26 protein-coding genes are annotated in these 26,693 nt (G+C 68.1%); 3 read left to right on the top strand and 23 right to left on the bottom strand.

The genetic code is table 11. From position 1 onward, the window contains the following. Window positions 1-8 precede the first annotated feature (8 nt). The 3 genes from ABD663_RS00915 to ABD663_RS00905 form a co-directional block, all read right to left on the bottom strand. Window positions 9-908: a CPBP family intramembrane glutamic endopeptidase gene (locus ABD663_RS00915; RefSeq protein WP_344735954.1), complete on the bottom strand. Its 900-nt coding sequence runs from the start codon at window positions 906-908 to the stop codon at window positions 9-11. Window positions 909-1,032: 124 nt separating this feature from the next. Continuing rightward, the gene (locus tag ABD663_RS00910; protein ID WP_344735953.1) at window positions 1,033-1,725 is read right to left on the bottom strand and encodes an NAD(P)H-hydrate epimerase; all 693 of its coding nucleotides are present in this window, start codon (window positions 1,723-1,725) and stop codon (window positions 1,033-1,035) included. Further along, a complete protein-coding gene (locus ABD663_RS00905; protein WP_344735952.1) occupies window positions 1,722-2,762 on the bottom strand; it encodes a YihY/virulence factor BrkB family protein in 1,041 nt (346 codons plus the stop codon). Before ABD663_RS00905 ends, ABD663_RS00910 begins: the two co-directional genes overlap by 4 nt. Window positions 2,763-3,002: 240 nt before the next feature. Between ABD663_RS00905 and ABD663_RS00900 the strand changes: the two genes are divergently transcribed. Beyond that, window positions 3,003-4,673 carry a GspE/PulE family protein gene (locus ABD663_RS00900; protein ID WP_344735951.1) on the top strand — a complete coding sequence of 557 codons (1,671 nt, stop codon included), beginning with the start codon at window positions 3,003-3,005 and terminating at the stop codon, window positions 4,671-4,673. Window positions 4,674-4,714: 41 nt separating this feature from the next. Here the strand turns inward: ABD663_RS00900 and ABD663_RS00895 are convergent, their stop codons facing one another. The 13 genes from ABD663_RS00895 to ABD663_RS00835 all read right to left on the bottom strand — a co-directional run bounded on the left by ABD663_RS00895 (window position 4,715) and on the right by ABD663_RS00835 (window position 15,704). Beyond that, window positions 4,715-5,950 carry a type II secretion system F family protein gene (locus tag ABD663_RS00895; protein WP_344735950.1) on the bottom strand — a complete coding sequence of 412 codons (1,236 nt, stop codon included), beginning with the start codon at window positions 5,948-5,950 and terminating at the stop codon, window positions 4,715-4,717. A 2-nt stretch (window positions 5,951-5,952) separates the two neighbouring features. Beyond that, window positions 5,953-7,218, bottom strand: coding sequence for a type IV pilus twitching motility protein PilT (locus tag ABD663_RS00890; RefSeq protein WP_344735949.1), 1,266 nt, complete (start codon window positions 7,216-7,218; stop codon window positions 5,953-5,955). 5 nt (window positions 7,219-7,223) lie between these two features. After that, window positions 7,224-7,892, bottom strand: a complete 669-nt coding sequence (locus tag ABD663_RS00885; RefSeq protein ID WP_344735948.1) for a hypothetical protein — start codon at window positions 7,890-7,892, stop codon at window positions 7,224-7,226. Beyond that, window positions 7,892-8,485, bottom strand: coding sequence for a hypothetical protein (locus tag ABD663_RS00880; RefSeq protein ID WP_344735946.1), 594 nt, complete (start codon window positions 8,483-8,485; stop codon window positions 7,892-7,894). The genes ABD663_RS00885 and ABD663_RS00880 overlap by 1 nt, the downstream gene beginning before the upstream one ends. A 44-nt stretch (window positions 8,486-8,529) precedes the next feature. Then, a complete protein-coding gene (gene pilM / locus ABD663_RS00875) occupies window positions 8,530-9,546 on the bottom strand; it encodes a type IV pilus biogenesis protein PilM (RefSeq protein WP_344735945.1) in 1,017 nt (338 codons plus the stop codon). A gap of 27 nt (window positions 9,547-9,573) precedes the next feature. After that, a complete protein-coding gene (locus ABD663_RS00870; RefSeq protein WP_344735944.1) occupies window positions 9,574-10,428 on the bottom strand; it encodes a prepilin peptidase in 855 nt (284 codons plus the stop codon). 8 nt (window positions 10,429-10,436) lie between these two features. After that, the gene (locus tag ABD663_RS00865; protein WP_344735943.1) at window positions 10,437-11,951 is read right to left on the bottom strand and encodes a hypothetical protein; all 1,515 of its coding nucleotides are present in this window, start codon (window positions 11,949-11,951) and stop codon (window positions 10,437-10,439) included. Window positions 11,952-11,995: 44 nt separating this feature from the next. Next, window positions 11,996-12,523 (bottom strand): PilW family protein, encoded by a 528-nt coding sequence (locus ABD663_RS00860; RefSeq protein ID WP_344735942.1) that lies wholly within the window; start codon window positions 12,521-12,523, stop codon window positions 11,996-11,998. Then, on the bottom strand, window positions 12,520-12,915 hold the full coding sequence (locus ABD663_RS00855; RefSeq protein WP_344735940.1) for a type II secretion system protein: 396 nt from the start codon (window positions 12,913-12,915) through the stop codon (window positions 12,520-12,522). Before ABD663_RS00855 ends, ABD663_RS00860 begins: the two co-directional genes overlap by 4 nt. Before the next feature lie 108 nt (window positions 12,916-13,023). Next, the gene (locus ABD663_RS00850) at window positions 13,024-13,440 is read right to left on the bottom strand and encodes a type IV pilin protein (protein WP_344735939.1); all 417 of its coding nucleotides are present in this window, start codon (window positions 13,438-13,440) and stop codon (window positions 13,024-13,026) included. Between the two features lie 177 nt (window positions 13,441-13,617). Then, window positions 13,618-14,541, bottom strand: a complete 924-nt coding sequence (locus tag ABD663_RS00845) for a DUF2510 domain-containing protein (RefSeq protein ID WP_344735937.1) — start codon at window positions 14,539-14,541, stop codon at window positions 13,618-13,620. A 163-nt stretch (window positions 14,542-14,704) separates the two neighbouring features. Beyond that, entirely contained in the window at window positions 14,705-15,178 is a 474-nt protein-coding gene (locus tag ABD663_RS00840) for a hypothetical protein (protein ID WP_344735935.1), read from the bottom strand. A 40-nt stretch (window positions 15,179-15,218) separates the two neighbouring features. After that, window positions 15,219-15,704 (bottom strand): hypothetical protein, encoded by a 486-nt coding sequence (locus ABD663_RS00835; protein ID WP_344735934.1) that lies wholly within the window; start codon window positions 15,702-15,704, stop codon window positions 15,219-15,221. A gap of 191 nt (window positions 15,705-15,895) precedes the next feature. Between ABD663_RS00835 and ABD663_RS00830 the strand changes: the two genes are divergently transcribed. Next, window positions 15,896-17,473, top strand: coding sequence for an HNH endonuclease signature motif containing protein (locus ABD663_RS00830; protein ID WP_344735933.1), 1,578 nt, complete (start codon window positions 15,896-15,898; stop codon window positions 17,471-17,473). A 50-nt stretch (window positions 17,474-17,523) separates the two neighbouring features. On the opposite strand, the gene ABD663_RS00825 is transcribed toward ABD663_RS00830, so the two are convergent. Beyond that, window positions 17,524-18,090: a TetR/AcrR family transcriptional regulator gene (locus ABD663_RS00825; protein ID WP_344735932.1), complete on the bottom strand. Its 567-nt coding sequence runs from the start codon at window positions 18,088-18,090 to the stop codon at window positions 17,524-17,526. Between the two features lie 72 nt (window positions 18,091-18,162). Between ABD663_RS00825 and ABD663_RS00820 the strand changes: the two genes are divergently transcribed. Next, entirely contained in the window at window positions 18,163-18,735 is a 573-nt protein-coding gene (locus ABD663_RS00820; RefSeq protein ID WP_344735930.1) for a dihydrofolate reductase family protein, read from the top strand. A 74-nt stretch (window positions 18,736-18,809) separates the two neighbouring features. On the opposite strand, the gene ABD663_RS00815 is transcribed toward ABD663_RS00820, so the two are convergent. The 6 genes from ABD663_RS00815 to ABD663_RS00790 all read right to left on the bottom strand — a co-directional run bounded on the left by ABD663_RS00815 (window position 18,810) and on the right by ABD663_RS00790 (window position 26,575). Continuing rightward, complete coding sequence (locus ABD663_RS00815) at window positions 18,810-21,056, bottom strand: glycoside hydrolase family 31 protein (protein WP_344735929.1); 2,247 nt, start codon at window positions 21,054-21,056, stop codon at window positions 18,810-18,812. Continuing rightward, window positions 21,053-22,183, bottom strand: coding sequence for a glycoside hydrolase family 15 protein (locus tag ABD663_RS00810; protein ID WP_344735928.1), 1,131 nt, complete (start codon window positions 22,181-22,183; stop codon window positions 21,053-21,055). The genes ABD663_RS00815 and ABD663_RS00810 overlap by 4 nt, the downstream gene beginning before the upstream one ends. A gap of 76 nt (window positions 22,184-22,259) precedes the next feature. Next, on the bottom strand, window positions 22,260-23,510 hold the full coding sequence (locus tag ABD663_RS00805; RefSeq protein ID WP_344735927.1) for an ABC transporter substrate-binding protein: 1,251 nt from the start codon (window positions 23,508-23,510) through the stop codon (window positions 22,260-22,262). Window positions 23,511-23,596: 86 nt separating this feature from the next. Then, window positions 23,597-24,412, bottom strand: a complete 816-nt coding sequence (locus tag ABD663_RS00800) for a carbohydrate ABC transporter permease (RefSeq protein WP_344735926.1) — start codon at window positions 24,410-24,412, stop codon at window positions 23,597-23,599. After that, window positions 24,405-25,358, bottom strand: a complete 954-nt coding sequence (locus ABD663_RS00795) for a carbohydrate ABC transporter permease (protein WP_344735925.1) — start codon at window positions 25,356-25,358, stop codon at window positions 24,405-24,407. Before ABD663_RS00795 ends, ABD663_RS00800 begins: the two co-directional genes overlap by 8 nt. Then, entirely contained in the window at window positions 25,355-26,575 is a 1,221-nt protein-coding gene (locus tag ABD663_RS00790) for an ROK family protein (protein ID WP_344735923.1), read from the bottom strand. Before ABD663_RS00790 ends, ABD663_RS00795 begins: the two co-directional genes overlap by 4 nt. Between the last annotated feature and the right edge of the window lie 118 nt (window positions 26,576-26,693).

Here is a 26,693-nt window from a genome sequence, read left to right as displayed (position 1 = left end):
CCGGCGTCTCAGGCGACGGATGCGGCAGGCCCTGATGCCTTCGACTCTGGCAGGCCGTAGTGCGCGCGGCCAACTCTGCCGCGGATGAAGATCAGCAGAACGATACCGACGAGGATGACGGCGGGGTTCGCGAGGTTCGCGACGTCGAGCAGTGGACCGGGGCTGCCGGCCTGACCCTGCGTGTCGATCGCGCCGGTCAGCAGCAGGACGCTCGGGTCGGTCGTCGCATGCAGCACCATCGCCCACACGATGCTGCCGGTGACCCGCATGGTGAGGTACATGAGCACGCCGAAGAAGAACGCGTACACGACCACCACGACCAGGGGCAGCAGCGCGGTGGTGCCGATGTAGTTCCCGGCGTGCAGCATCGCGAACAGCGCCGACGACAGCGCCGCGACCGCCCACTCGCCGTAGCCGCGCCGCCGCAGCAGCTGAACGGCGAAGCCGCGGCAGACGAGTTCCTCGGTGAAGCCGACGCACACCCCGAGGAAGAGGGTGAGGAGCACGACGTCGAGACCGAACGCGGCATAGTCGACGGTGGCGTAGCGCACGGCGTTGAAGCCGAGCACCACGATCACGGCGATCCACATCCACCACCGCCCGCCGATGGGCTGGCGTGCGAAGAGCTCCTTCAGCCAGCCGAACGACCACGCGACCAGCAGCATGACCCCGCCGGCCAGCAGCACCGGAAGCACCTGGCCGATCAGCAGGTTCTGGGCGCTGGCGAACAGCCCGCCGCTGGTCTTGAAGGTGCCGAGCACCAGGTTCAGCAGCATCCCGATGCCTTGATAGACCACCCAGTAGCCGACCGCGAGCGCGAGCGCCTTCCACCAGCCGCCGTTGTTCCAGAACCGGCGCCAGCCGGATGGGGTTGCTGTCGAGGCCGTCATCGTGGTCTTCGCCGTCACGCATCCCACCGTATGCGCGGGCCCTCGCCGCACTGACGAAGCGGCACGGTCTTGGCGCAGAACCGTGCATTCCGGTGCGCTCGACACAGGGGGCGGCGTCGGCGGACGTCACGCCGGGTGCGGCCTACACCACGCGGTCGACGGATGCCTCTCCCACCGCTTCCGCGCGGTCGAGCGACAGGCCGATGTCGGCGAGCACCACGTCGCCGGCGAGTTCCGGCCCGCGGCCGCCCGCGAGCCCCGCCTTGAGCGCGCCGAAGGTCACCGTGACCGTGGCCGGCAGCACGACCTCGTCGGCCTCGCCGGTGTCGGGGTCGACCCCGCTGGGCAGATCGACGGCGATCACCCTCGGATGCCCTGTCACCACCGCCGGCAGCAGCGCCGCGACGGCCTCCCGTGCGATGCCGCGCAGCCCCGCCGATCCGCCGATGCCCAGGATGCCGTCGAGCACGAGGTCGTAGGTTGCCGCGGCATCCCGCACCTCGGGCAGGTCGACGGTGCGCGCGCCCACCGCGACCGCTGCCCCGAGTCCGGCGGCGTGGATGTGCGCGCCGGTCGACAGCACGTCGACGCGCGCGTTCTGCAGAGCGGATGCCGCGAACAGGGCGTCGCCTCCGTTGTCGCCGCTGCCTGCGAGCACGAGCACCGAGGCCGGCGGCGCGGCGAGCGCGACCGACCGGATCTCGTCGATGAACTCCTGCACGATCGCTGCGAGGGCCGCCGCCGCGCGCGCCATGAGGGGGTCGCCGGCTTCGAGCAGGGGCCGTTCGGCCTCGCGCACCGTCGCCGCGTTGTACACCGGAACCGTCTGGGTCATGACTTCTCTTCTTCGTAGGCCTTCAGACGCGCGGTGCGCAGCTCTTCGGTGGCGATGCGCACGCGCTCTTCGGCCTGCTGCACGCGCCGCTCCGTGAAGGTGGCCGGGGGTTCGCGCAGCGCGCTGGCGCTCTTCATCGAGACGACGATGTAGGCGCTCGCGATGAGCAGCACCTGGCACGACAGGTTGATCCACAGCAAGAGGGCGATGAGCGACGCGAAGGTGGTGAACAGCGGGTTGCTGCTGGCACCGCCGACGAACAGCGACGACAGCTGCTGCAGCACCGTGAGCCCGACGGCGCCGATGAGGGCTCCCGGCCACAGCTGTCGTGCGGTCGGCCTGAGTCCTGACAGCATCCGGAACAGCACCGCGATGATGGCGGCGTCGAGCGCGAAGATGACGACCACGCCCGTCGCGCGCGACAGGAACACCGCGAGCCCCGAGTTCGACGAGAACCCGAGCCAGCCCGCGACGATGTCGATGCCCGCGCTCGCCGCCCAGGTGATCGCCGCGGTCACGGCGAACGCGACGCCGATGCCGGCGGCGATGGCGAGGTTGCGCAGCAGCACCCAGATGAACAGCACGTCGTCGCTGACCTGGTCGGCGAGCGTGCGCAGGGCCAGGCGCAGCGACGTGATGGCACCGATGGCCGCACCGACGAGCACGACGGCCGAGAAGACGCCGGCGATCGAGAGGCCGGCGGGCGCGCCGATCGTCGACGTGTCGATCACGCCGCCTTCGCCGACGAGCCCCGGGATGGCGGCGCTCACCGCCGAGACGAGCGCAGACCAGGCCTCGGGGTTGCCGGCCAGCCACAGCGCCGCGATCGAGAAGCCGAGCAGGACTCCCGCGAAGATGCTGAACAGCGCGCGGTAGGTGATGGCGTCGGCCAGCTGCGCGCCCCGCCGGTCGGCGTAGTGCAGCAACGCCCGCACGATGCGCAAGGACAGCGCCCAGGCCGTGACCGCTTTGACGATGCCGCCGATGCGCTCGCCCAACGAGGGGGTGCCGGTTGCCTCCGTCTCACTCTGCGTCATGCCCGTCAGGTTACGCGGGCTCGGGATTCCGTGGCCGCCCCCTTGACCTATCCCTGGAGGTTGACTAACCGGCCCCTCCCCCCTCGGGAGGTCGAGTGCCGCCGCGCAGCGGCGGTGTACCGGGACCCCCACCCGACCGACGCCCTGCCCGTAGTATGTGACCTACGCCGCGCTCACTGGGAATCGCGCGGCGTTCGAAGGGGAGCCTCGGCCTGGGTGCCGAGAACGGGGACGACGAAGATGGTCAAGGGACTCGCGCAGACACTCGTGCTCACCGGCGCCGTGCGCGCCGCCGAGATGTCGGCGGCACTGGGACAGTACGGCGACACCGACGAGCTGGCGCAGCACCTCGTGGCGCAGCGTCTGGTCACTCCGGGGCAACTCGCCGAGGCTGTGGCCCTGCAGACGGGGCACCGCTACATCGACCTCAGCGAGCTGCCGCTCGACCCGAGCATCGTGTCGCTGGTTCCCGGCCCCCTCTGCCGGAAGTACCAACTGATCCCCATCGATCGAAAAGGTGACCGCCTCATCGTCGGAACGATCGACCCGACCGACATCGTCGGTCTGGACGACGTCGCCAGCATCACCGACCTGTTCGTCGAGCCGGTGGTCGTCGCCCGGGACGCGCTGGCGAACATGTTCGAGCGATTTCTGCGGTCGGATGAAGAGCTGAGCGAGCTGTCCAGCACGATCGAAGAGTCGAGCGACTCCGCGTCCGCGTCGTTCACCGAGAACCTCGTCGAGCAGGACAATGACGCCCCCATCGTCCGGTTCGTGAACCTTCTCATCGCCCAGGCGATCAACGACCGCGCGAGCGACATCCACGTCGAGCCAGGCGAGAGGCATCTTCTCGTCCGATTCCGCATCGACGGGGTGCTGCACGAGATGCAGAAGGCCGACCGCGCGATCCAGGACGGCATCATCTCGCGCCTGAAGATCATGTCGTCCATCGACATCGCCGAGAAGCGCAAGCCTCAGGACGGTCGCCTATCGGTGACGCATGAAGGCCGCACCGTCGATCTCCGCGTGGCGACACTCCCGACCGTCTGGGGCGAGAAGATCGTCATGCGAATTCTCGACAACACCGGTCAAGTCATGACGATGCGGGATCTGCTTTTCTCTCCGACGAATGAGCGTCGCTTCCGCGACGCCATCACCCGACCGCACGGCATGATCCTCGCCACCGGACCCACGGGCTCGGGAAAGTCGACGAGCCTCTATACCGCTCTTCGATCGATCGCGAACCCGCAGATCAACGTCATCACTGTCGAGGATCCGGTCGAGTACCGCATCGGCGGCATCAATCAGGTGCAGGTCAACAACCGGGCCGGTCTCACGTTCGCCACCGCACTGCGGTCGATCCTTCGCTCCGATCCCGATGTCGTCCTTGTCGGTGAGATCCGAGACCACGAGACCGCGAACATCTCGATTGAAGCCTCACTCACCGGGCACCTCGTTCTCTCAACGCTTCACACCAACGACGCCCCGTCGGCCCTGACGAGACTCACCGAGATCGGATGCGAGCCGTTCCTCGTCGCGACCGCACTGACAGCTGTGATTGCTCAGCGCCTCGCCCGACGCCTGTGCATGAAGTGCCGCGAGCCGATCATCGAGCCGACAGAGGTTCTCTCGTCGCTCGGGTTCCCCCACGACCCGCACGACCTTCCGCAGCTCTTCAAGGCTGTGGGATGCCCGTCGTGCAGCGGAACGGGGTACCGCGGCCGTCTCGCCCTGCACGAGATCATGACGCTCAGCGACGAGATCGAGTCGCTGGTCGTCACCCGGGCGACCGGCACCGAGATCCGCCAAACCGCGGTGGAGCAGGGCATGATCCCGCTCCGCGACGATGGGTGGTCGAAAGTCGCCCAGGGGCTGACCACGATCGAGGAAGTCCTCCGCGTCTCTCTGTGACGGTGCTCGGTCGCCGATCGAGCACGACGCGACAAGTCGGATTACTGCTGCGAGATCTCCGCGTACAAAGTGAAGATCGGCAGGTAGAGCGAGATCACCATGCCGCCGATGATCACGCCGAGACCCACGATCAACAGCGGCTCGATGGTCGAAGACAACTGCGATGTAGCCGTCTCCACCTCGTCCTCGTAGAAATCGGCGATCGATGCGAGCATGTCGACCAGCGTGCCCGACTCTTCACCGACAGAAACCATCTGCGGCACCATCGCCGGGAACACGCCGGACTTCGCAAGCGGTGCGGCGAACGAGCGGCCCTGCCTAATCGACTCCTGAATGTCGCGCACCGCCTGCTCGATCTTCCAGTTGTTCGACGCCTGCCCCACGATGCCGAGCGCCTGGATGATCGGCACGCCTGCGTTGAGCATCATCGACAGGTTTCGGGCGAAGCGCGCCACGGCAATCTTCGTCGTCAGCTTCCCGAAGACGGGCACTCTCAGCTTGATCGGATCTACCGTCTTTCGGAACTGCTCCGTGTGCTTATTGGCTCGATACCAGATCACAAGGGCGAGGACGACGACCACGAGCAGCGGAATGACCCACCACATGTTCTTCGAGAGAGTCACCAGAATCTGCGTCGGCAGCGGAAGCGACGACCCGATTCCTGCGAACATCGACTCGAAGACGGGTACGACGAACGTGATCATGGCGATGACGCCGACCACGGCGATGATCAGGACGATGATCGGATACGTCACCGCCGCCCGGATCTTGTTCTGAAGCTCGGCCTCGCGTTGGTAGTTGTCCGCAATAGACTTCAGCGCGCTGCCGAGGAATCCACCCGACTCACCCACCCTGACGATGCTGAGCATGAGCGGTGGGAAAGTCTGGGGATGCCGTGCGAGGGCTGCGGAGAACGACGATCCGGCCTCGACGTCAGCCTGCACCTGGATGAGCGCGGGCTGCAGCGTCCTGTCTGTCGTCTGCTCGATCAGCACGGTCAACGTTCGCATGAGAGGGAGGCCGGCGTTGAGAAGACCGGACATCTGGCGCGAGAAAACCGCCAAGGAGCGCGCGGAGACGTGCCGTGTGCCACCGGGCAACTTGATGTCGCGATTGAGGCCGGTGTTCGATTTGAGGGTCACCTCGAGTGGTGTGAGCCCTTGGGAGCGGAGTTTGCCGGTCACCGCAGCCTCGGTGGCTGCTTCGATGGAGCCCCGCACGATCGCCCCGCCTCGCGGGTCGATGGCGCGGTAGACGAACTCCTGTACGGCGGCCATGGTCACCTCTCCCCGTTCGAGTCGTTCCAGCTGATGTCACGCCCCGTGGGGTCGACACGGCCACTCACAGTCGGGGTCCCGAAACGCGAGCCCATACCGACGCCCGTCCCCTCGGCAGCGCTTGAAGCGACATCCGACGCGCTGTCGAGGCGCCACTCGCCCGCATGCTGCATCCATTCCTCTGCGTCGAGATCGCGCGGGCGCACATGCACCCCATCGAGACTGCGTGGATCACTCGCGAAGTCGCGAGCCACGTTCAACGCGATGGTTCCCTCCTGCACGAGTCTGCGAAGATCCTGGTCGAGTGTGTGCATGCCCACCTCGGCTCCAGCCTGCATCGCGGAGTAGATCTGGGCGACCTGACCCTCGCGAATCATGTTGGCGACGGCAGGGGTATTGATCAGCACCTCGGTCGCGATGGTGCGGCCGTTCGTCTGCGCGAGCGGCATGAGGGTCTGGCTGATGATCCCTTGCAGCGTGTCACCGAGTTGGGTTCGGATCTGATGCTGCTTGTCCGCGGCGAACACATCGATGATGCGGTTGATGCTCTTCGCCGCTCCCTGCGTGTGCAGCGTCGAGAGCACGAGGTGTCCGGTCTCGGCGGCCGACAGTGCTGTCTGAATCGACTCGGGGTCGCGCAGCTCGCCGATGAAGATCACATCGGGGTCTTGGCGCAGCACGCGGCGCAGCGCTTCGGCGAACGACCGCGTGTCCCGCCCGACCTCGCGCTGATGGACCAGAGAGCGCTTGCTCTCGTGGTGGAATTCGATCGGGTCTTCGATCGTCACGATATGCGCCGCGAGCAGTTGATTGATGATGTCGAGCATCGCCGTCAGCGTGGTCGACTTGCCGGATCCGGTCGGTCCGGTGAGAAGAACAAGGCCACGGGGCCGGAGGGCCAGATCGCGGGCTATCGGCGGTGCGCCGAGTTCGTCGAGGCTGTAGACACGGTCGGGAATGTACCGCAGCGCGATCGCGATCGATCCCAGTTGACGGAAGACGTTTGTGCGGAACCGCCCGATACCTTCGGTGCGGTGAGCGAGGTCGACCTCCCCGTGTTCGAGGAACTCGGCTCTCTGGACGTCCGTCATCAGGTCGAAGGCAGTGCGCTCCACCCAATCCGCCGAGAGCGGGTCGATGTGTCCGGGCACGGGCACCAGATCCCCATCCACCCGCAAGAGTGGTGGCGCGTCCGCGGTGATGTGCACGTCGGATGCGCGCGAGCGCGCTCCGATCGCCAGCAGCCTCTGGAAGTCGGCTGTCTCCACGGCGGTCATCCTTCCGCGTCCACGTAAGTCAGCGCCGAGACCTGCACGTCTACGCTGCCGGACGCCGCCTGCAGGGTTCGTACGGTGATGTTGCTCAGGAGGCGCGGACCGGATCGGAGCGCGTCCACGAAGGCGATCGCCTGCGCCATATCGCTGCCGGTGGCCGCAATCACGAAGTCGACCTGTTGGCGCCCCGCCGACGTCTGCGGGTCAGGTGCGGATACGTCGGCGCCTCCGGGGGCCGACTCGCCGGATGCCTGATCAGCGGAGTCGGCTGACACATCGGACGCTGGCGCAACTGGGTCAGTGGTGCCCGTCGCGGCGGTGCGCGCGACGAACGGTGCCGCTTCGCCTGCCGTGACCGACGTGATGACGACGCGCGATCCTTCTGCGGCGCGAGCCGCGACCTCGAAGACATCATCGAGATGACCGACCGCCGGGATCTGGGCCCGCAACGACACGACCTCTTCGTTGATGGCGTCGAGGTTCTCCTCCTCCATGCGGAGATGATCCACCTCAGATTGATAGATCGCGTTCGTACTGGCCACGGTCGCCGTCTGGCCGTCGACGGACACGCCCTGGAAGTACATCGGAACCGCGACGAGGAAGACTCCGAGAGCGAGGATGCCGAGCGAGACGATCAGACCGATCGCCGTGACGAGATGCTTGGGCATCACTCACCCCCCTCTTCCTGGGCGTACTCCTGCGAGTAGACCGTCTGATCGAACTCGACTGTCAGCACGTAGGAGTAGAGGTTGGCTTGACTCGAGGTCACCGACTGGCCGTCCGCGTAGTACACCCCATCGGTGGCGCGCAACGCGCGGATGAGGGGCACGATGTCGATCGGCGTCGGGCTGTCGAAGGTGACAGTGCCCACGAGACCCTGCTCGAGCGTGGGATCGCCACTTTGCGGCGCGCCCCCCGCGGTGAAGTCGAGCCCGGTCACGGTCGTGCCGGCAGGCAGAACGCTTGTGATGGTCCTCAGCACGGGCGACCAGGTGAGGTCGGACGCCATCGCCTCGGTGCGGAAGTCGGTCAACTCGTCACGGGTCGACAGCGCAGCGCTGACGTCGGAGAGGGCGGCGATCTCGCTGATGAGCACGTTGGTCCGTGCCTGCTCCGCTGCAAGCCGCTGTTCGGCGACGACCCGGTACCAGAACGCTGCGGCAATGATGAGCAAGGCGAGCAGAATCGCTCCGAATACGACCCACACCCACGTCCGTACGAGTTGGTCTCGCTCACGCCGCGCGATTTCGGAACGCGGCATGAGGTTGACACGAGCCACGCCAGAGAAAGGTGGTACGACGGCGCTCATCGTCCGACCTCCCCGAGCGCGATGCCCACGGTGCCGACCAGATTGAGGCCCAGCTCTCCGGCCGGCGCGCTCGACGTCGTGATGATGTCGTCGACGCTCACCACCTGGATCGGGACGTCGATGACCGAGTTCAACGCAGTGAGCACACCGTCGGCAGCTGCGCCGGCGCCGGTTACGAACATGCGTGTGACCGGCTGCGCGGCCGGCCGACTCGCATAGAAAGCCAGCGTCGATCGCAAGCGCGCCGCGAGGTCTGCCACGCCGGGCGAGCTCGCCGCGCGGCTCGCGCCTCGCGTCCGCATAGCCACCTCGACGTTCGAGTTCGCATAGGCGAGCGCCGGCTCGTTGGCTTCGACGGTCTGCGCGGTCTGGCGTCGCCCAGCGCTCGTCGCCACATCGATCGGAAGGAGCCGCACGAAGAGCGGAACGCCCCCGCGCGAAACCGCGAACTGTGTGGTGTGGTCGCCGACGAACACGGTGCTGACAACCTCGTCGGGGCCCGTGAGCCGGGCCGAGACCCGGGCGAGACCGAATGCCGTGAGATCGACGGCGCGCACGCGCACCTTCACCCTCGACAGGGTCTCGACGATCTGCTCGATGTTCTCGCTGACGGCGGCGACCAGCAGCCCCGAGACCTGGTCCCCTTCCTGCGACAGCGGGTAGAAGTCGAGAACAGATTGGCTCGCCGGCACCGGGAGCAAGTCCTGCACCTGGTAGGGCAGAGCTTCGCGCATCAGGTCGGGGCGCATCGCCTGAGTCGTGTACTCCCGCACCAGGATGCGACGGCTCGCGACCCCGAGCACCACGTTGCGGCTCTTGAAGCGAGCACCCGTCCACAGCTGCCGGAGGGCAACGGCGACGGACCCCACGTCGAGCACCTCGGAATCCCGCGCCGCGTCGGGCGGCAGCGGCACCTCTCCGTACGTGACGAGCTGAGGCTTGCGTCCGAGCGTGATCTCGGCAGCGCGCACGCTCTCTTCCGTCACCTCCAGCCCTACGATGGTCTTGGCCACAGTTTCCCCTTCTCCACAGCTCTCGCGTCAGGTTCCCACGAGAAGATTCACGTACCAGCGGCCGATCGACTCACCGGTGAGCACTCCTGTCCATGCGCCGAGGATCATCCACGGTCCGAACGGGATCGCGGACTTTCGCCCCGCACGTCGAAGCAGGATCAGCGCGATCCCGTAGACGCCGCCGAACACGAAAGCGGCGAAAGCACCGACGGTGAGGGCTCCCCAGCCGATCCAGCCCAGGTAGATGCCGATCACTCCGGCGAGCTTCACGTCGCCGCCACCCATCCCACCCGGACGAACGAGCCGCAACACGAAGTAGAACGCATAGAGGGCCGCCATCCCGATACCCGCTCGCAACAGCGATGCCCAGTCGGCGGTGAGCCACGCCACCAGGCCGAACAGGAAACCGGCGACGAGGTAGCTCGGCAGCACGATGCTGTTCGGCAGCCGGCGTGTGTCCATATCGATCAGCGTCAGGACGATGCTGATCGCCGCAAAGTAGAAGAACGCGACGAGCACGATCGCGGCCGCCCACCACTCCGCGGTCGTCAGCCCGCTCGGCCCGGATGCGAACCGAGTGGTCACCGTCACGAGCACCCACCAGGTGATCAAGGCGAACGCAACCCCTGTGAACGCCTCCACGATGGGGTAGCGCATCGAAATGGGCGCCCTGCACGTCGCGCACCGCCCGCGCAGCAGGATCCAGCCGATCACCGGGATGTTGTGCCATGGCTTGATCGCGGTGTCGCAGTGAGGGCATCGGCTCTCGCGCAAGATCGAGGTGCCAGCCGGCACCCTGTGTGCGACCACGTTCAAGAACGACCCGATGAGCAGCCCGAAGACGAACGCGAAGGCGAGGAGAAGAGTGATGAACGGCGCCACGGAGCTCGCTAGTCCTCAACCTGGTGCATGAGGACCGGCTTCTGCACCTGCACGATTGTGCCGTGCTCACCCGTGCCGGCCTCGCTCAGCGCGCAGCTGAGATCGATGAGGGGCTCCCACTCCATCGGCTGACAGACGAACTCCGGCTGGACCCAGTCCACTCCGCCGGGGTTTCCCGCGTAGAACTGCCCGTAGAACGTGTCTTTGAAGCTGCCGGTCAGTCTGGGCACGCCGCACGCCGTGTACACCATCAGGCGGATCCCGTCGGCCGGCACGTTCACGAGCCTGTCGCTTGCAGAACCGTTCACGCAGGTCGGCTCCGAGTCAGGGACCGCATCCGCATGGATGACGAACATCTGCGTCGACTTGCCGGCAGGCGAGGTCAGTGTCCCCGTGATGTCGATTCTCACGGTCCGGTTCGGCGGGACGATGAGTATCGCGTCGTGGGGCAGTTGCTTGTTGCTGTTCACCTTCACTGTGACGTTTCCGCCGCAGCTCGAGTAGTCCACCCCGAGCCGGGACTTGCCGCTCGGAAGCGCCGTGGTCAACTGGGTCGACAGATCCATCGCGCATTGACCGCTGGGCACCGCGTACCAGTGGACGTCGTCTCCCCACTGCGCCCGATCTGCGCTCACATCGACCCAGGTGGTCATGTCGTAGACCTGCTGCAGTGTGGGTGTGAACACGGCGGCGTTCGGCTGACCATCCAGCGGCTCAGCACCGCCGATCGTGACGCTCGCACTCCCCGTATAGGTACCGCCGGCGATCACCGTTCCGCCGATCTGGCCGCGTGGACTGGTGATGGTGACGTTGCCACCCGCGCGCACGTCGGTGTCGCCGGGTTCACGGGGCGACGACGGGCTCATGCCGATGCTGAGGTTGTTTGCGCTCAGAATGACGTCGCGCCCCGCGGTGATCCGCCCGCCGACCGTGACGTCGTTGCTCCACATCTCAACGTCGTCTCGGGCGTACACACTTCCCGTGACAGTGCAGCCAGAGCTGAGGTCCACGCTGCCGTTCACAACCCAAAGATCCCCGTCGATCGTAGACTTGGCAGTTGAGCAGTCGTAGTTCCCCTGCCTCACGACGACAGTGCCCGTGTACGACGATTGCGTGACGGTGAAAGTGCCGTCGAAGTAGGCGAGCGAACCACCGGGTTGGTTCTTATAGGTCACGACCCGGCTGTAGTCGGAGGTGATCGTCGTCGATTCACCATTCTCATCCCAGCCCGTCGAGACGATCTGGAAGGTGTCACCCGACGTCGGGCTCGGGCAGTGATCGACCGTGGCCTCGTAGAAGGGCGCGGACCCTCCGCCGCCACGCGGGTTCGAGGCCGTGAGGGTGCACGTGCTGGCCAGTACGTTCGCGAGGGCCGCATCCCGTCCCGACTCAGCGGCGATGTAGGCCTGCGTGGTGTTCTCGTTCGCGACGTTCGAGCGGATCGTGAACATCACTGCGCCCGCGACGAGGGCGGCCGCGATGACGCCGACGAACATGATCATGAGAATGGCGATCAGCGCCACCCCGTCGTCGTCGCGGACGCTCGTCAGTCGTCGTCGGATGGAATTCATTCCCAGCATCCGTCCATCCCTGCTCTCTGATTTCGCATGTACGTGTCACCCGTGAAGCGAACGGGTGCAGAGTCGCTGACGGCGTTGAACGCGTAGGCGATCGTTGTGGAGTCGACGTCGGTGAAGGGTGTCGTTCCGGTGATCGCTTCGACCCGGTCCTGCCAGATCGGCCAGTCGGCGATCGGCTGCTCGGCGTTATTCGAGGTGATCGTCATTGCCAAGCCGCTATCGGTGAGCGCGAATCCCTGACACTGCCGCGTGCCGGTGAAGGTGGTGTTGATCTTGAGCACCGTGCCGCTCTCCTCGATCGAGTAGTCCACCGCGTTTCGCAGCGCTCGCTCGAACTGCGAGGCCACGAGCTGGCCGCGCGTGGTGGCCTGAGTCTGCGATGCCACACTCGCCTGAGCCGTCCACGTGTTGATGAAGATCATCGTGACGACGATCATGAGGATGCCCAGCACGACCACGTAGACGATCACCTCGATGAGCGAGAGGCCGTCGTCGTCCTGCCGTGGTGTGCTCATGGGATGTACACGATCGCGTCGACCTGGGCGAGCCTGTCTCCGCCCTGCCGCGCGACGAGGGTGAAAGAGACGAGGCTTCCGCTCGCACAGGCGGGGACCGTCAGTGCGCCGGCTGCGTTCTCCGCACGGATCGAGAAGCCCCGGCCCGCGCCGTCCATGTAGTCGTTGACGCCGGTGGCGGCGGCAACGGCGTCGCATGTTCCGCCATCCCGAGCCTGATCGACGAGGCTGTTGAGCTGACGCGTCGCGGTCGCCACGGTGGATTGTTCGGACGAGTAGCGGATCCCGTTCCAGAGCACGGGAAGCAGCGCGACCGCGATGATGCCCAACAGGAACATCGCAACCACGAGTTCGACCAGGCTGAACCCGGCTGTATCCGCGCGACGCAACATGTGCGTCCCTCCCCAGGGTGGCGACAACAGTGTCTACATCATGCCACGAGGGCCGGGGAATCGCTCCCCAGCCCCCATGACATCAGCAATAGGGTGTGCGAGGTTGGCTCACCCGGCGGGGGGTGCTGCCTGAATGCCAGGCGATGCGCAGTTGGTGCCCGCGTGCGCGGTCACGCCGTCTACTGTCGCGGTCACGCAGATGGTTTCGATCGTGGTCGGTGTTCCGCCGACGAACCCAACCGACATCCCGCCTGCACCGTCTGTGTCGAGGTTGGCCACGCTTGCGGGCTCATTCTGCGCGATCTGCGCCGCCGCCTGCGTCGCGCCGGTGGCGGCGACCGAGAGCGCGGCGTTGTTACGCGCATCCTGCTGGATGTTCAGGAAGATCGGAATGGCGATCGCGGCGAGGATGCCGAGGATCACGACCACGATGATGAGCTCGATCAGCGAGAAGCCGCCGTCCTCGCCTCGCTCCTTGCGCTGCTCCTTGAGAGCCTCGAGGTAGTTCTTGATTGTTGCACGCATACGCGTACCCTCCCCAGGGTTGATTGATCATTTCGGGTTCTTCGGCATTCCAGGTTCCGCCGAAGGGCGACGTGAGCCACGCGCTGAACGCGACTTTCCATCCCGAATGAGCTTGACCTCGACGGATTCCGCTTGTCAATCCAGAACGCCCCAAGGTTTCCTCAGGTTTTGCCAAGCTCACCCCGCGCTTGCGAACAGGGGCAGAGCCAACAGGCCGATCAGTGCCAACAGCAGCAGTGACGACACGACGAGCGCCGCCAAGGCCCACCCCTTGCGCGTCGGCCGCTGCACCGCGACCGCCATGCCCGCGACCGCCAAGATGAACGCCGCCACGACCAGGGCTGCGGCGAGCGTCCACGAGACGCTTGCGACCGTCTCGCTCGACGGACGGATGAAGTAGGCGACGACCCCGCAGACAGCGCTCGCGAAGATCAGAGCGATCGCCGTCGACGCGAGACCGTTGCCGGCGACCGGGTCGGCGATGACCGCGGGCTGGTCGCCGGTGTAGCGACTGGAGTGCGGCGCGTAGACGAGCGGCCGCACCGGACGATCAGGTGTGGTGATCTGGTCGGGATAGCCGGGGTCGCGGCGTGCGGGCCGTTCCGGGGCCTCGGTCGGCTGCGCGGCTCCTTCCGGAAAGACCCGCGTGGCGGTCGGGGGGCCCTGCACAGTGGGATCCGGCTTGGTCGCGGCATCCGTCGACGCGAACTCGGCCGGAGCCGGTCCGGACGCGGGCCCGGCGGCATCCGCTCTCGTCGCCGTGGGCACCGCCACGATCGGGGTCATCTGGGTGGCGACCGCGCCGGCACGCTCGCGCGCCGCACGCTCGGCACGTGTCAGCGGCGGGCGTTCGGTGGCTGGCTGCGGCCCCGGCTGCGCGGCCGATCGCGGTGTCGCGAGCAGGTCGGCATCGTCTTCGACGTCCTGGTCGAGCGGCGTGCCCAGTTCGTCGGGTGGCGGCGGCTGCAGAGCACGCGCCTGCACGACGAGCTGGTAGTGGTTGGTCCACTCCGAACCGCTCCACCAGCGCAGGCGCTGCGCGCGCGCAGACTCGGCGTACCACCCAGGTGGCGGCGCAGACGGCGGCGAGGTGTCGGCCATATCTCCCCCAGCGAGACGAATCGACACGTATACCGTAGCGGGTCGACGGTTGAGGGGTCGCCCGCGCGCTCGCGCCCCGTCGCGCGTCGCACGCGCGTCACCCCCGCGGCGTCACACGGTGGCGCTCGCCGTGGGCTCGCCCGTGAGCGCCCGCGGGGCAGGATCAGAGCTTCTCGCAGATGAAGACGGCCGTCGTCAGTTCACCCCAGGATCGAAGGATGCTGCGCAGGCGCTGAACCTCGTTGCTCGCGTCGTCGCACATCGAGAACAGGGTGTTCCAGGCCGCGTCGAGGAAGTTGACCGGCGCGTCGCATTCGAACAGGACGCGGTCGGTCTCTGCCAGGTACTGCCCGGCGAGCGCGTCCTCGCAATACACCTGCGCTTCACCACGGCTCTCGACCTGCAATGCGACGACGGTGCCGCCCTGTGCGCCATGCGAGACGCAGGCATCCTGCGATGCGAACGCGGTATACGGGTCGTCGGAGCTCGCGAGCTGCTGCCACCCGCCCTTCTGACACGCCTTCGCCACCGCGCTGTTGCCGCCCTTCGCACCCGTCAGCGGTATCGCGAGAACAAGCGCCAGAGCCACGGCGACGATCGCCACCAGGAACCTCGGCATGCGCTGGACGATGGTCATGATCTGCTCCTTCGACGAGATCGGTGGACAGGAGTGAGCACTAGTACGTCAGGCACTCCAAGACGTTGCCGCTCGCGGCGGACGCCCGCCAGATACCCACGCCCTCTGTCGTTGCGAAGCAGAGCGGACTGAAGGCCCCCATGAGGCTCATTGCATTCGCGCCGGGGAGGGTGCACCGATAGAGGAGGATGCCGTCCCACACAGTGCCCCTCGCGACGCCGTCGCCCTTGGTGTACGCGCCATCGAAGTCGTCTTCGCACTGGATCTGACTGGCGCTGCGAGTCTCGACGATCAGAGGCACCACGGTGCCTCCCTGTGCGCCATGCGAAACACAGGCATCCTGCGATGCGAACGCGGTATACGGGTCGTCGGAGCTCGCGAGCTGCTGCCACCCGCCCTTCTGACACGCCTTCGCCACCGCGCTGTTCCCACCCTTCGCACCCGTCAGCGGAATCGCGAGAACAAGCGCCAGAGCCACGGCGACGATCGCCACCAGGAACCTCGGCATGCGCTGGACGATGGTCATGATCTGCTCCTTCGACGAGATCGATGAGCAGAGGATACTCCCAAGCGGAAGTATTCGTCCATAACGTGCTCGCGCCGCTTCGGTTTCTGCACCGCAGGGCATCGCCCCCTCCCCAGGCCCGGATTCGACGAGTTCTCCACAGATCTTCGAATCTTCGTGCTATTGTGGTGAGCTTCTGGAAGAGTGTAGCTATGTCATTCATCGCAGATGTATACGAGGCGCTCGAGGCCCTCGTCGCGGTGAAGGGCCTTGACGTCGAAGCCGGTGCACTGCCGACGGCGGTCGCCGCGCTGAGCGATTCCGAGGTCGAGCAACTGCTGAGCTGCGCCGCCGATCTGCGGCGATGCGTCGACCGGGTGTCGGTGATCGCCGCCGGTGTGGTCGCATCGCGATCCGCGCGCGAGCGCGGCGACGGCGGCATGGCGGCCGTGCGGGGTCACCGGTCGCCCGTGGGCATGATCCAGGCGATCACCGGCGGTTCGGCCGCCGATGCGCGGCGGGCCGTCTCGGTGGGGGCGTCGCTGCTCGACGAAGACGGGGCCGGTTCCAGCCGCTCAGGTGTCGGCACCTCGGATGCCGCGACGCCGGATGCCGGGGGCTCGGATGCCGGGGGCTCGGGTGCCGGAATGCCGGTGGCACCCGCGCTCCCCCCGGTGTGGCATGCGCCGCTGCGCGCGGCACTGCTGGGCGGTGGGATCTCGTCCGACCAGCACGACGCGATCCGACGTGGGCTCGGTGAGCCGCCCGCGATCGACGGCGATACGTCGGCCGCGGCCGTCGAGGTGTGGTCGATCGCCGCCGAGCAGCTGATGGGCGAGGCATGCGCTCTGCCCGTCGAAGAACTCGCCAAGCGGGCACGCACCGTGCGCGACCAGCTCGACCCGGCCGGCGCCGAACAGCGGTTCGCCGCCCGGTTCGAGAAGCGATCGCACCGCAAGTGGACCGACCCCGACGGCACCCACCACTCGCACATCATCTACGACGACGAGGGCTTCGCCGCCGTGTGCGCGCTCGAAGACGCCGCGCTGCGCCCGCGCCGCGGCGGGCCGCGATTCGTGTCCGCCGAAGAACAGGCGGCCGCCGCCGCACTCGTCGACGACCCGCGCTCCAACGAGCAGCTGTCGTACGACCTGCTGATGAGCGTCATCCGCGCCGGCATGCTCGCGACCGCCTCCGACGTCTTCGGAGCCAAGCAGCCCGGCGTGCGCCTCGTCGTCGTCGCCGATGGCACCGGTCCGCGCGATGCGTTCGGGCGGATGCTCGCCACGGGACACACCGAAGACCGCGGCCTCGCCCTGCCCGGGTCGGTCATCGACCGCGCCATCTGCGACACCGGCACCCGCGAGATCGGCATCGACACCCGCGGCAACCCGCTCTACGTGGGCCGCGAACAGCGCCTGTTCACCCCGAAGCAGCGGATCGCGCTCGCCACGCGAGACGGCGGATGCCTCATCCCCGGCTGCACCACCCCCGCCTCGTACTGCGAAGCCCACCACTGCGACGAATGGACGGCCCACCACGGCCGCACCGACATCGACCGCGGCGTGCTGCTCTGCCGATTCCATCACCTGCAGCTGCATCACCGGGGCTGGAAGATCAACCGCGACACTTCGGGGCGGTTCCTGCTCGACCGACGCGGTGACGGGCCGCCCGTCGAGCTGCAGTCGAAATCGGCCGCCCGCTGGGCATGGAATCCGCCACCCGGCGGCCGACGAGGATGGCGAACGCCACCGCAGCCGGCCCGCACATCAGCGGTCGCGACCACCTGACCGGCCGGCCACCACGACGCCGACGCGCCCGCGCGCCGTCGAGAAGGGGATCACCCCAGAATTCGGTCGACGAATTCGTCGATGGCCTCGTCGACCGAGAGTCCGGTGTCGAGGGGCGCAGTGAGGTGGTCGAGCATCAGCCCGTCGATGGCGTAGTGGAAGAGGGCGATCTCGGTTCGTCCGCCCGGCAGGCCGGCGCCGTCGTTGAAGGTGATGTCTTCCTCGAACGCAGCCTGTCGCCACGCCCCGAGCGCCTGGGCGACGGCAGGACGCCGCGCGGCCTCCAGCCGCAGCTCGAACAGGGCGAGCGACACGTGTGGATCCACACTGAGCCGCTTCACGACATCGCGCAGGTAGTCCGCGAAGAGCCCACGGTCAGGAGTCCGCACCCCGCGTGCATCGACTGCCTCCGGATCCGGAGTGAGTCGCTCGGCGATGCGGTTGACGAGCGCAGAGACGAGATCGTCGCGAGTCGGAAAGTAGTTGGAGGCGGTGCCGCGCGGCAAGCCGGCAGCGGCATCGACGGCGCGGTGGGTGAGGCCGCGCGCGCCCTCTTCGGCAAGCACACGGATGCCGGCGTCGGCGAGAACGGAGCGTCGTTCGTCGTTGCGGACCATGCCCGCCATGCTAGCCAAACCACGACGTCTGTTGTACTTTAACCACGACACATGTCGTGATTGGAGTTCGCCATGCGGAACCTCGTCTACTACGTCGCCGTCAGCATCGACGGGTACATCGCCGACCCCACGGGTGGATTCGATGCGCTCCTCGCCGAGGGCGACCATGCCTCGGTGATCTTCGGCGACTATGCCGACGCACTGCCGGCCCATGTGCATGCCGCGCTGGGAATCGAAGCGCCCAGGACGCGATTCGACACGGTGATCATGGGGTGGAACACGCTCACGCCGGCACTCACGGCGGGAATCACCAGCCCCTACCCCCACCTGCGACAGATCGTCGCCAGTCGACGCCGACGCGAGGTCGACGCGGACATCACGCTCACCGACGACCCCCTCGACACCGTTCGCGAACTGAAGCGCGAGGAAGGGCTCGACATCTGGGTGTGCGGAGGCGGAGAGCTCGCGGGCACGCTGCTGCCGCAGATCGACCGCTTGGTCCTCAAGCGCAACCCGGTCGTCTTCGGCTCGGGCATCCCCCTGTTCGGCGGTGTGCCCTACGGCCCGCACGCATTCGCTCTCACGGAGGCACGATCCTTCGCGTCGGGCGTCGTGATCGAGGAGTACGCGGCGCACACGGCCTGACCCGCGTGCCCGCATGCGGAGCCCGATTCCCATCCGGCCCCCGCATCCGTGTGCGCCGCGCGCCGCCCCTCGGCTCAGCCCTCGAAGACTCCCCGCAGCCGCACCCAGTCCTCGGCCCGCACGTACACCGGCGCCTCGTCCCACGGCACCGCCGACGTATGCGTGGCGCCGCCGCGCACGCGTTCACCGGAGAAGGCGTGCACCCACTCCCCCTCCGGCAGCGTCGCCGCATGCTCGCTCGCCCCCTCGACGGTCACCGGCGACACCAGAATGCTGCGGCCCAGCATCCACTGCAGCGGCGCACCCCACAGCCGCTCGTCGTCGGGCCAATCGAAGAACAGCGGACGCATCAGGCCCGTCCCCCGCTCGATCGCCCAGGCGCTCTCGTCCGACAGATAGGGCACCAGCCGCTCGCGCAGCTCGACCAGCCGGCGCACACCCGGCAGCACGCGGTCGTCGCCGGTGCGCTCCGCGATGTTCCACGGCGTGCGGTCGCGGCTGGGCGTGCGGTGGTGATTGAACTCGGAGTGGTACTGCATGATCGGCACGAACGCCGCGGCCGCCATCGACCGCAGATACAGCTCGGCCGTGGGGATCTCGCCGCTGAAGCCCGCGACATCCCACCCCCAGTAGAGGATGCCGCTCGCCGTCGCGCTCAACCCTGCGAACAGCGACCAGCGGAACGCCTCCCACGTCGAGTTCTCGTCGCCCGCCCAGAACGCACCGTGCGCCTGAGAGCCCGAGAAGCCCGCCCGCGAGAACGTCACCGGCGCCTTGCCCGACCGGCGCAGCAGATCGCCGTACGCCTGCGCGTACGACACCGGATACGCGCTGTTCTTCTCGTCGCCGCGGCGACCGTCGAGATACACCAGGTCGCGACCCCACGCATGCTCGCCACCGTCGGTCTTGAAGCCGTCGACCCCCACCTCCTCGACGAGGTAGCGGCGCTTGTCGGTCCACCACCGGGCGGAACGGTCGTCGGTGAGGTCGGGCATGAGCCCCAGCGGGAACCACCACCCCCGGTTGCGGTACGGACGCAGGCTGCCGTCGGGCGCCTCCTCGCGCACGAGCACGCCGTCGCGCACCGCCGCATCTGCGTCGTTGCGGGCCTGACCCACCGGGTGCGGACGCATCTTCACGAGCGGGATCTGCCACAGCATCACCCGTACGTCACGTGCGTGCAGCTCGTCGACCATGCCCTTCGGATCGGGCCAGGCCCCCTCTGCGGGGAACGTGAAATCGTCGAGCCGCAACGGCTCGGCCCCGTCTCGCGGTGTGTACTGCGCGTCGCGCCACACGTGGAAAGTGCTCTCGTCGCTCCACGCCTCGATCACGATGCTGCCCACCGGGACGCCATGCTCGCGATGCAGGTCGGCCTGACGCATCACCTCGGCCTGCGTGTTCCACTCGTTGCCGCTCGCCCACAGGCGCAGCACCCAATCGGGCAGCTGCTCGGGCCGGCCGACCTCGCCGAGGAAGGCATCCAGCACCTCGTGCGGCGTGCCCTCGAACACGGCGACCTCGAGCACCCGCGCCCCCTGCTCGACCGCCGCGCCGCTCGGGTGGTCGAGCTCCACCTCGACACCCAGTCGCGTGGCATCCGTCGCGCCGACGTCGAACCACACCCGGCGGCTGGTGCGCACGTGGAAGCCCCACCCGCGCCCGCCGACGACGTGCGCGAACGGCATCGGCAGGTACGTCTTGCGTTCGGCGCCCTGCGACTTGTACTGCTCGAAGACCACCGAGTCGAGCTCGGCGCCGCGGTGATCGAGCGCGTCGAACCGCTCGCCGAACCCGGCGACGTGCTCGCCCGGCGCCAGCGCGAGCGCGAACCGCACCCGACGCAGCGTCACGCCGTCGTCGAGCACCTCGACCGAGCCGGGGACCAGCCCAGCGCCGGACGAGCCGATAAGGGCATCGGATGCCGCACGCCAGGCCGCCACCCGCACGTCGAACCATCGGGTGCGCTGCGCGGCGGCATCCGCGAGCGGACCCCCGACGAAGCGATACCGGTAGGCACGGTGCGGCGCCAGGTCGGTGAGTGTCACGGCCCAGCCACCGGCGGCACGCGCGAGCCTCGCCTGCGCGCCCGCGAGGTGCCCCCCGTCGACGGTCTGGCCACGGGAACGGCGTTCGACCCGCGCGAGCGGCAGCGTCCGCACGGCGGCGCCGTCGTCCCATTCCACCTGCACGGTCTCGACATCGCGCGTCGCGCGCACGCCGAGCGTGAGCGGCTGCCCCGCGACGGGGTCGACGGGATCGCGCTGCTCGGTGTCGACCGAGTACGGATGCCCCGAACCGAACGGCCGGTGACGGATCATCGCCGACCCTCCTCTGCGGGTGCCAGCACGTCGAGTTGCACGGCCAGCCGCACGAGCATCGCATGGCTCCACAGCAGCGGCGTCGCCACCGTGCCCCAGCGGTCGACCCACTCCTGACGACGATCCGGCGCCAGCAGGTGGTCGGCGACCTGCTCGGGCAGGAAGCCCTCGTCGGTCACGGTTCCCGCCGCCCACGTCAGCAATGCCCGCGCGGCATCGCGATCACCCGCCGCCTCGCGCGCAAGACCCAGGAAGCAGCTGAGCAGGGGCCACTGTCCGCCCCCGTAGAACGTGTCGGCCGTGAACCGGTGCACACCCCCGTCGACGCACAGCTGCGCCTCGACCGCGTCGAGCGTCGCACGGCCGAGCGCACCCCCGGCGGGGATCACCCCGAGCGGCGCGACGACCGCCGCGAGAGAGGCGTCGACCTCGGACGAGCCGACCCACTTCGAGAGGTGACCGTCGCGCACCCCCTCACCCTCGATGCGCGCCCGCGCGGCCGACGCCGCCGACCGCGCGGCATCCGCCCGGTCTGGCGCGAGGATGCCGCTGTCGGCCGCCGCCTCGAGCCCGGCCACCACGCAGCCGAGCGTCGACACGTGCACGTGTTCGTGATGCTCCTCCCACCAGTCGAAGCACGCGCGATGACCGGTGGCGACCAGATAGTCGACGCTGAGCGCGATGCCGCCGGCCCAGCGGTCCAGGCTCAGCCCGTGCCGCTCGCCGTGCGCGACCACCGCCCACACCCACGTGCCGTAGCCGTCGGTCTGGAAGTCCCACCAGTCGTCGTCGCCGTCGTCGCCGTCGAACGTGAACCGCGTCGGCAGCATCTCAGCGTCGGGCAGCGGCGCCCCCTGCGCCTCGGCCGCGACGATCTCGGCGATGCGATCGCCGCGCTGCTGCAGCATCCGCTGACACCAGTCGAAGAAGCGCGACGCACTGTCGACCGCGCCCGCCGACGACATGCCGTCGGCGATGAACGCACCGTCGCGGAACCAGCTGTAGCCGCGGTACGCCGAGAACGTGGGGCTCGCCGGGTATGCCCCGCCGGGGTGCTGCAGGTCGGCGATGAGCTGCACGCTGCGCGCAGCCAGCTCGGCGATGCCGGACGTGTCGGTGGATGTCATGCGAAGAAGTCTCCAGAGGCGGGGGTCCCGTCTCGGGTGGACGGGACCCCCTGGTTCGAGAAGGACGGATGCCGCGTCAGCCGCCGATGACGGCGTTGATGCGCTCCTCGGCACTGGCCAGGGCGTCCTCGACCGACTTGCGGCCGGCCTGGGCCTCGATCAGCTCCTCGGTGATGATGTCCTGCATCTCCTGCTGACCCGTCTCGACCAGCGGCGTGAGCGCGATGGCGTCGAGCGAGTCGAACACGGCCTGGCGGTTGGCGGGGTCGTCCTTGGTCAGGTACACCGCCAGCTGCTCCTCGTCGCTGATCGGGGGAAGCTCCCAGCCCGACTCGAGGCGCACATCCACCATCGTCTGCGACGAGGTCAGGAACTCGGCGAACGCCGTCGCCGCGTCGATGTGCTCGCTCGTGGCCGACACGCCCACCGCGTTCGAGAACACGGCGCTGGCCTGCTGGGTGTTGCCCGGCTCGACGGCGATGTCCCAGCCGAAGGGCACGTCGGCGACGGCGCCGAACACCCAGATGCCGGTGTGCATCATGCCGAGGTTGCCCTCGACGAACAGGTTCGTGTCGAAGTCGGGCGTGCCCTGGCCCTGCTCGATCGTCGGCATGACCGTGCCGCTCTTGTCGACGAGCCATTCGGCGGCCTCGACGCCGCCCGGAGTGTTGAAGGCGACCGAGGTGCCGTCATCGCTCAGGAACGACTCGCCGTTCTGCGCGAGCACCTTGTAGAACTCGTAGAACGACACCGGCTGGTGGCTGCCCCACACGTCGTCGCCCAGGGCGGTGATCGCCTCAGCGGCGGCCTGCTCGTCGGCCCAGGTCCAGTCGGCGGTCGGGTAGTCCAGACCGGCCTGGTCGAAGAGGTCGGCGTTGTAGTAGAGCACCACGGCCGAGAACGAGCTCGGCAGTGCATAGGTGACTCCGTCGACCGAGTACGCCTCGACGAGGCTGTCGCGGTAGGCCGCCGGGTCGGCCGGCTCGATGGGCGCCAGCGCCCCGGCCGCCGCCAGCTGCGGGAAGAAGTCGTAGTTGGTGTCGATGACGTCCGAGATCGTGCCGGCGGCGAGGTCGGTCTGCAGCGCCGTGAAGTAGTCGGCGTAGGGCAGCGTGACGACGTCGACGGTGACGTTCTCGTTCTCGGCCTCGAAGGCGTCGACGATCGTCTGCAGGTTCTCCTCGTTGCCGCCGGCCGAGATGAAGTTCGTGTACGTGATCGTGACGGGTTCGGTCGAGCCCGACTCGGGCTCGGAGGTGCCCGCCGAGCATCCGGCGAGGGCGAGCCCGGCGACGGCGACGGGCGCGATGAGCAGTGAGCGCTTCATGGTGAGTGCTTCTCCTTTGTTGGTGTTGCTGGTGGTTCGGGTGCGATGGGTCGAAGGTGTTCTGTGTGGGTTTCGGGTCACCGGCCTCACTTGATGCCGGAGCTGGCGACGCCCTGGATGACGTACTTCTGGGCGAAGAGATAGAGCGCGAGCATGGGCAGCACGCTGATGACCGAGCCGGCCATGACGACGTCCCACGCCGTCGTGTACTGCCCCTGAAGTGCCGCGAGGGCGATCGGGAGGGTCTGCAGCTCGGGCGAACGCAGCACGATCAGCGGCCAGAGGAAGCTGTTCCAGCTGCCCATGAAGGCGAAGATCGTGAGCGTCGCCAGGGCCGGGCGGATGTTGGGCAGGATGATCTGCCAGAAGATGCGGCCGTGACCGGCGCCGTCGAGGGTCGCCGCCTCGTCGAGATCGCGCGGCACCTGGTTCATCGCCTGCCGCAGCAGAAAGATGCCGAACGCGCTCGCGAAGGTCGGCAGCAGCGCGCCGAGATACGTGTTGATCAGGCCGAACGTGCGCAGCTGGGCGAACAGCGGCACGATCAGCACCTGCAGCGGCACCATCATCGTCGCCAGGTACACCGCGAACACGACGCCGCGGCCGCGGAACGGCAGCCGGCTGAACACATAGGCCGCCGTGGCACTGGTGAACAGCTGCACGATCGTGGTGATCGCCGCCAGCAGCAGGCTGTTGCCGATCACCCGGGCGAAGGGGCGCTCGGTGAACAGGCGCTCGTAGGCGCTCAGCGACGGGTCGTCGGGCCACAGCTGCGGAGTGATCGAGAACCCGGCTCCGGGCGTGATCGACGTGATGAACGTCCACCAGAACGGGAACAGCATCGCGATCGCGCCGAGGGCGATGACGACGACGAGCGCGAGGCGGCGCAGGCGTTCAGGCATAGTGCACCCACCGCTTCTGGCCGAGGATCTGCACGACGGTCACGCCGAGGATGACGGCGAACAGCATCCACGAGAGAGCGGATGCCTCGCCCGCCTGGCCGTACCGGAACGTCAGGTCGTAGATCTGCTGCACCACGACCTGGCTCGAACCGGCCGGGCCTCCCCCGGTCATCGCGTACACCTGGTCGAAGACCTGGAATCCGTTGATGAGCGAGATGACGACCACGAAGAACGTGCTGGGACTGAGCATCGGAAGCGTGACGTTGCGGAAGCGACTCCACGCGCCGGCGCCGTCGACCTTGGCGGCGTCGTACAGGTCGGGGTTGATCGCCTGCAGTCCCGCCAGCAGGATCACCATCACGAATCCGAGGTCTTTCCAGGCGCTCGCGATGATCACCGACGGCATCGACCAGGCCGGGTCGGTCCACCATCCGGGCCCGTCGATCCCGAACCACGCGAGCACGGTGTTCACCACGCCGTTGTTCGGGTTCAGCAGCCAGCGCCACACGATGGCGACGGCGATCCAGCTGGTGACGACGGGAAGGAAGTAGATGCCCCGCCACAGCGCGCGTCCCTTGAGCGCCTGGTTCAGCGCCAGCGCGAGCAGCAGACCGCCGATGTACACGAGCGGCAAGTAGCCGACGATGTAGTACAGCGTGTTGCCGAAGACCGCGGCGGTGCGCGGATCGGCGACGAGGGCGACGAAGTTGTCGACGCCCACGAACACCGGTTCGGTGATGAGGTTCCACTCGGTCAAGCTGATCCAGGCAGCCGAGGCCATCGGCAGCAGCACGAAGAGGGCGAGCGGGATCGCGCTGGGCAGCAGGAACGCGAGCACCGTGAGCGCGTAGCGCCAGCGGCGCGTGCCGCGAGGGCGACGCCCCGGCGCGGGTGGGTCGGATGCCGCCTCGTCGAGCAGACTCGGGGCCGAGGGCGACATCGTCATGCGGTGTCGCCGCCCCCGGCGGCCTGCTCGACCAGCCGACGCCGCACCAGGCGTCCCTGCTCGCCGGTGAGGCCCTCGGCGTCGAAGGGCGTCGCGAGGACGAGGGCGGCGGCGCCCTGCGCCCACCGGTCGTCCTGCCACGTCTCGACCGCGACCGGCACGCCGCGTCGGGCGGGCATGAGGGCGGCGCGGAAGGCGGGCTCGAAGCCGAACGACCAGTGCGCCCAGTCGGCGGTGCCCTCCCCCAGAACGATGACGATCTCGGGGTCGAGGACGTGCACCAGACCGGCGACGGCACGCGCGAGCTGGTGGCCCGCCTCGCTGAAGACGCGGGTCGCCTCGGGGTCGCCGGCGGCGGCGGCATCCCGCAGCGCCGCGATGCCTGCGGCGGGTCCGATCACGCCGCGCTCCCGCGCGATGCGCACCAGGGCGCTCTCGCTCGTGAGCGTCTCGAGGCATCCGCGGTTGCCGCACCGGCACCGCACGCCCTCGGGGTCGACGGGCATGTGGCCGATCTCACCGGCACCACCGCGCGAGCCGCGCACGACGGTGCCGTCGAGCATGATCGCAGCGCCCACGCCGGTTCCGATGGTGACGACCAGCGCCTGATCGTGGTGCCGGCCCAGACCGTAGAGCCGCTCGGCGACGGCGAGGGCGTTCACGTTGTTCTCCACGAGCACCGGCAGTCCGAGCTCGCGGCGCAGCACCGCACCGATCGGCGCGTTGGTCCAGTCGAGCGAGGGCGCGTTGACCACACCGGTTCCCTGCGCGTCGACGTCGCCGGGCACACCCACGCCGACACCCAGCAGCGGGATGTCGCCTCCGCCGGTGATGAAGGCGCGCAGGCGCTGCGCGAGGTCGGCGAGCATGGTGCTGGCCGAGGGGTCGAACTGCTCGCTCGAGGTGCGCAGCACGGTGCCGTCGATGCCGACCTCGACGAAGGCGACATGGTCGTCGGCGATCTTGACCCCGATCGCGCTGCCGGCGCTGGCGACCAGACCCAGCATGCGGGCGGGTCGACCGCCCTGGCTCGGCTGGTGCTCGAGCTCGAGGATGAGCCCGTCGGCCAGCAGGTCTTTGCTGAGCTGGGTCATCAGCGCGGGCGACAGCGAGAGGGCTCGCGCGAGCTGTGCGCGCGATGCCGGGCCGTGGGCGCCGAGGTGGGCGAGGATCGCCGACCGATTGACGTCGGCGCGGCCCGTCGGATGAATCGTCATTGACTGTCCCTGCTGTGGCTTCTCTGCTTAGTTCAGGAGTAAACAAACTCTAGAATACCGATGCGAAGTAAGTCAACCGATCGATCGTGCGGACGGCGCCGACGGCGTGACCCGCCGG

This window comes from Microbacterium awajiense, from assembly GCF_039536545.1.
GTDB lineage: Bacteria > Actinomycetota > Actinomycetes > Actinomycetales > Microbacteriaceae > Microbacterium > Microbacterium awajiense.
The sequence above is the reverse complement of the archived record's forward strand: the minus strand, read 5'-3'. Positions and strand labels throughout refer to the sequence as shown.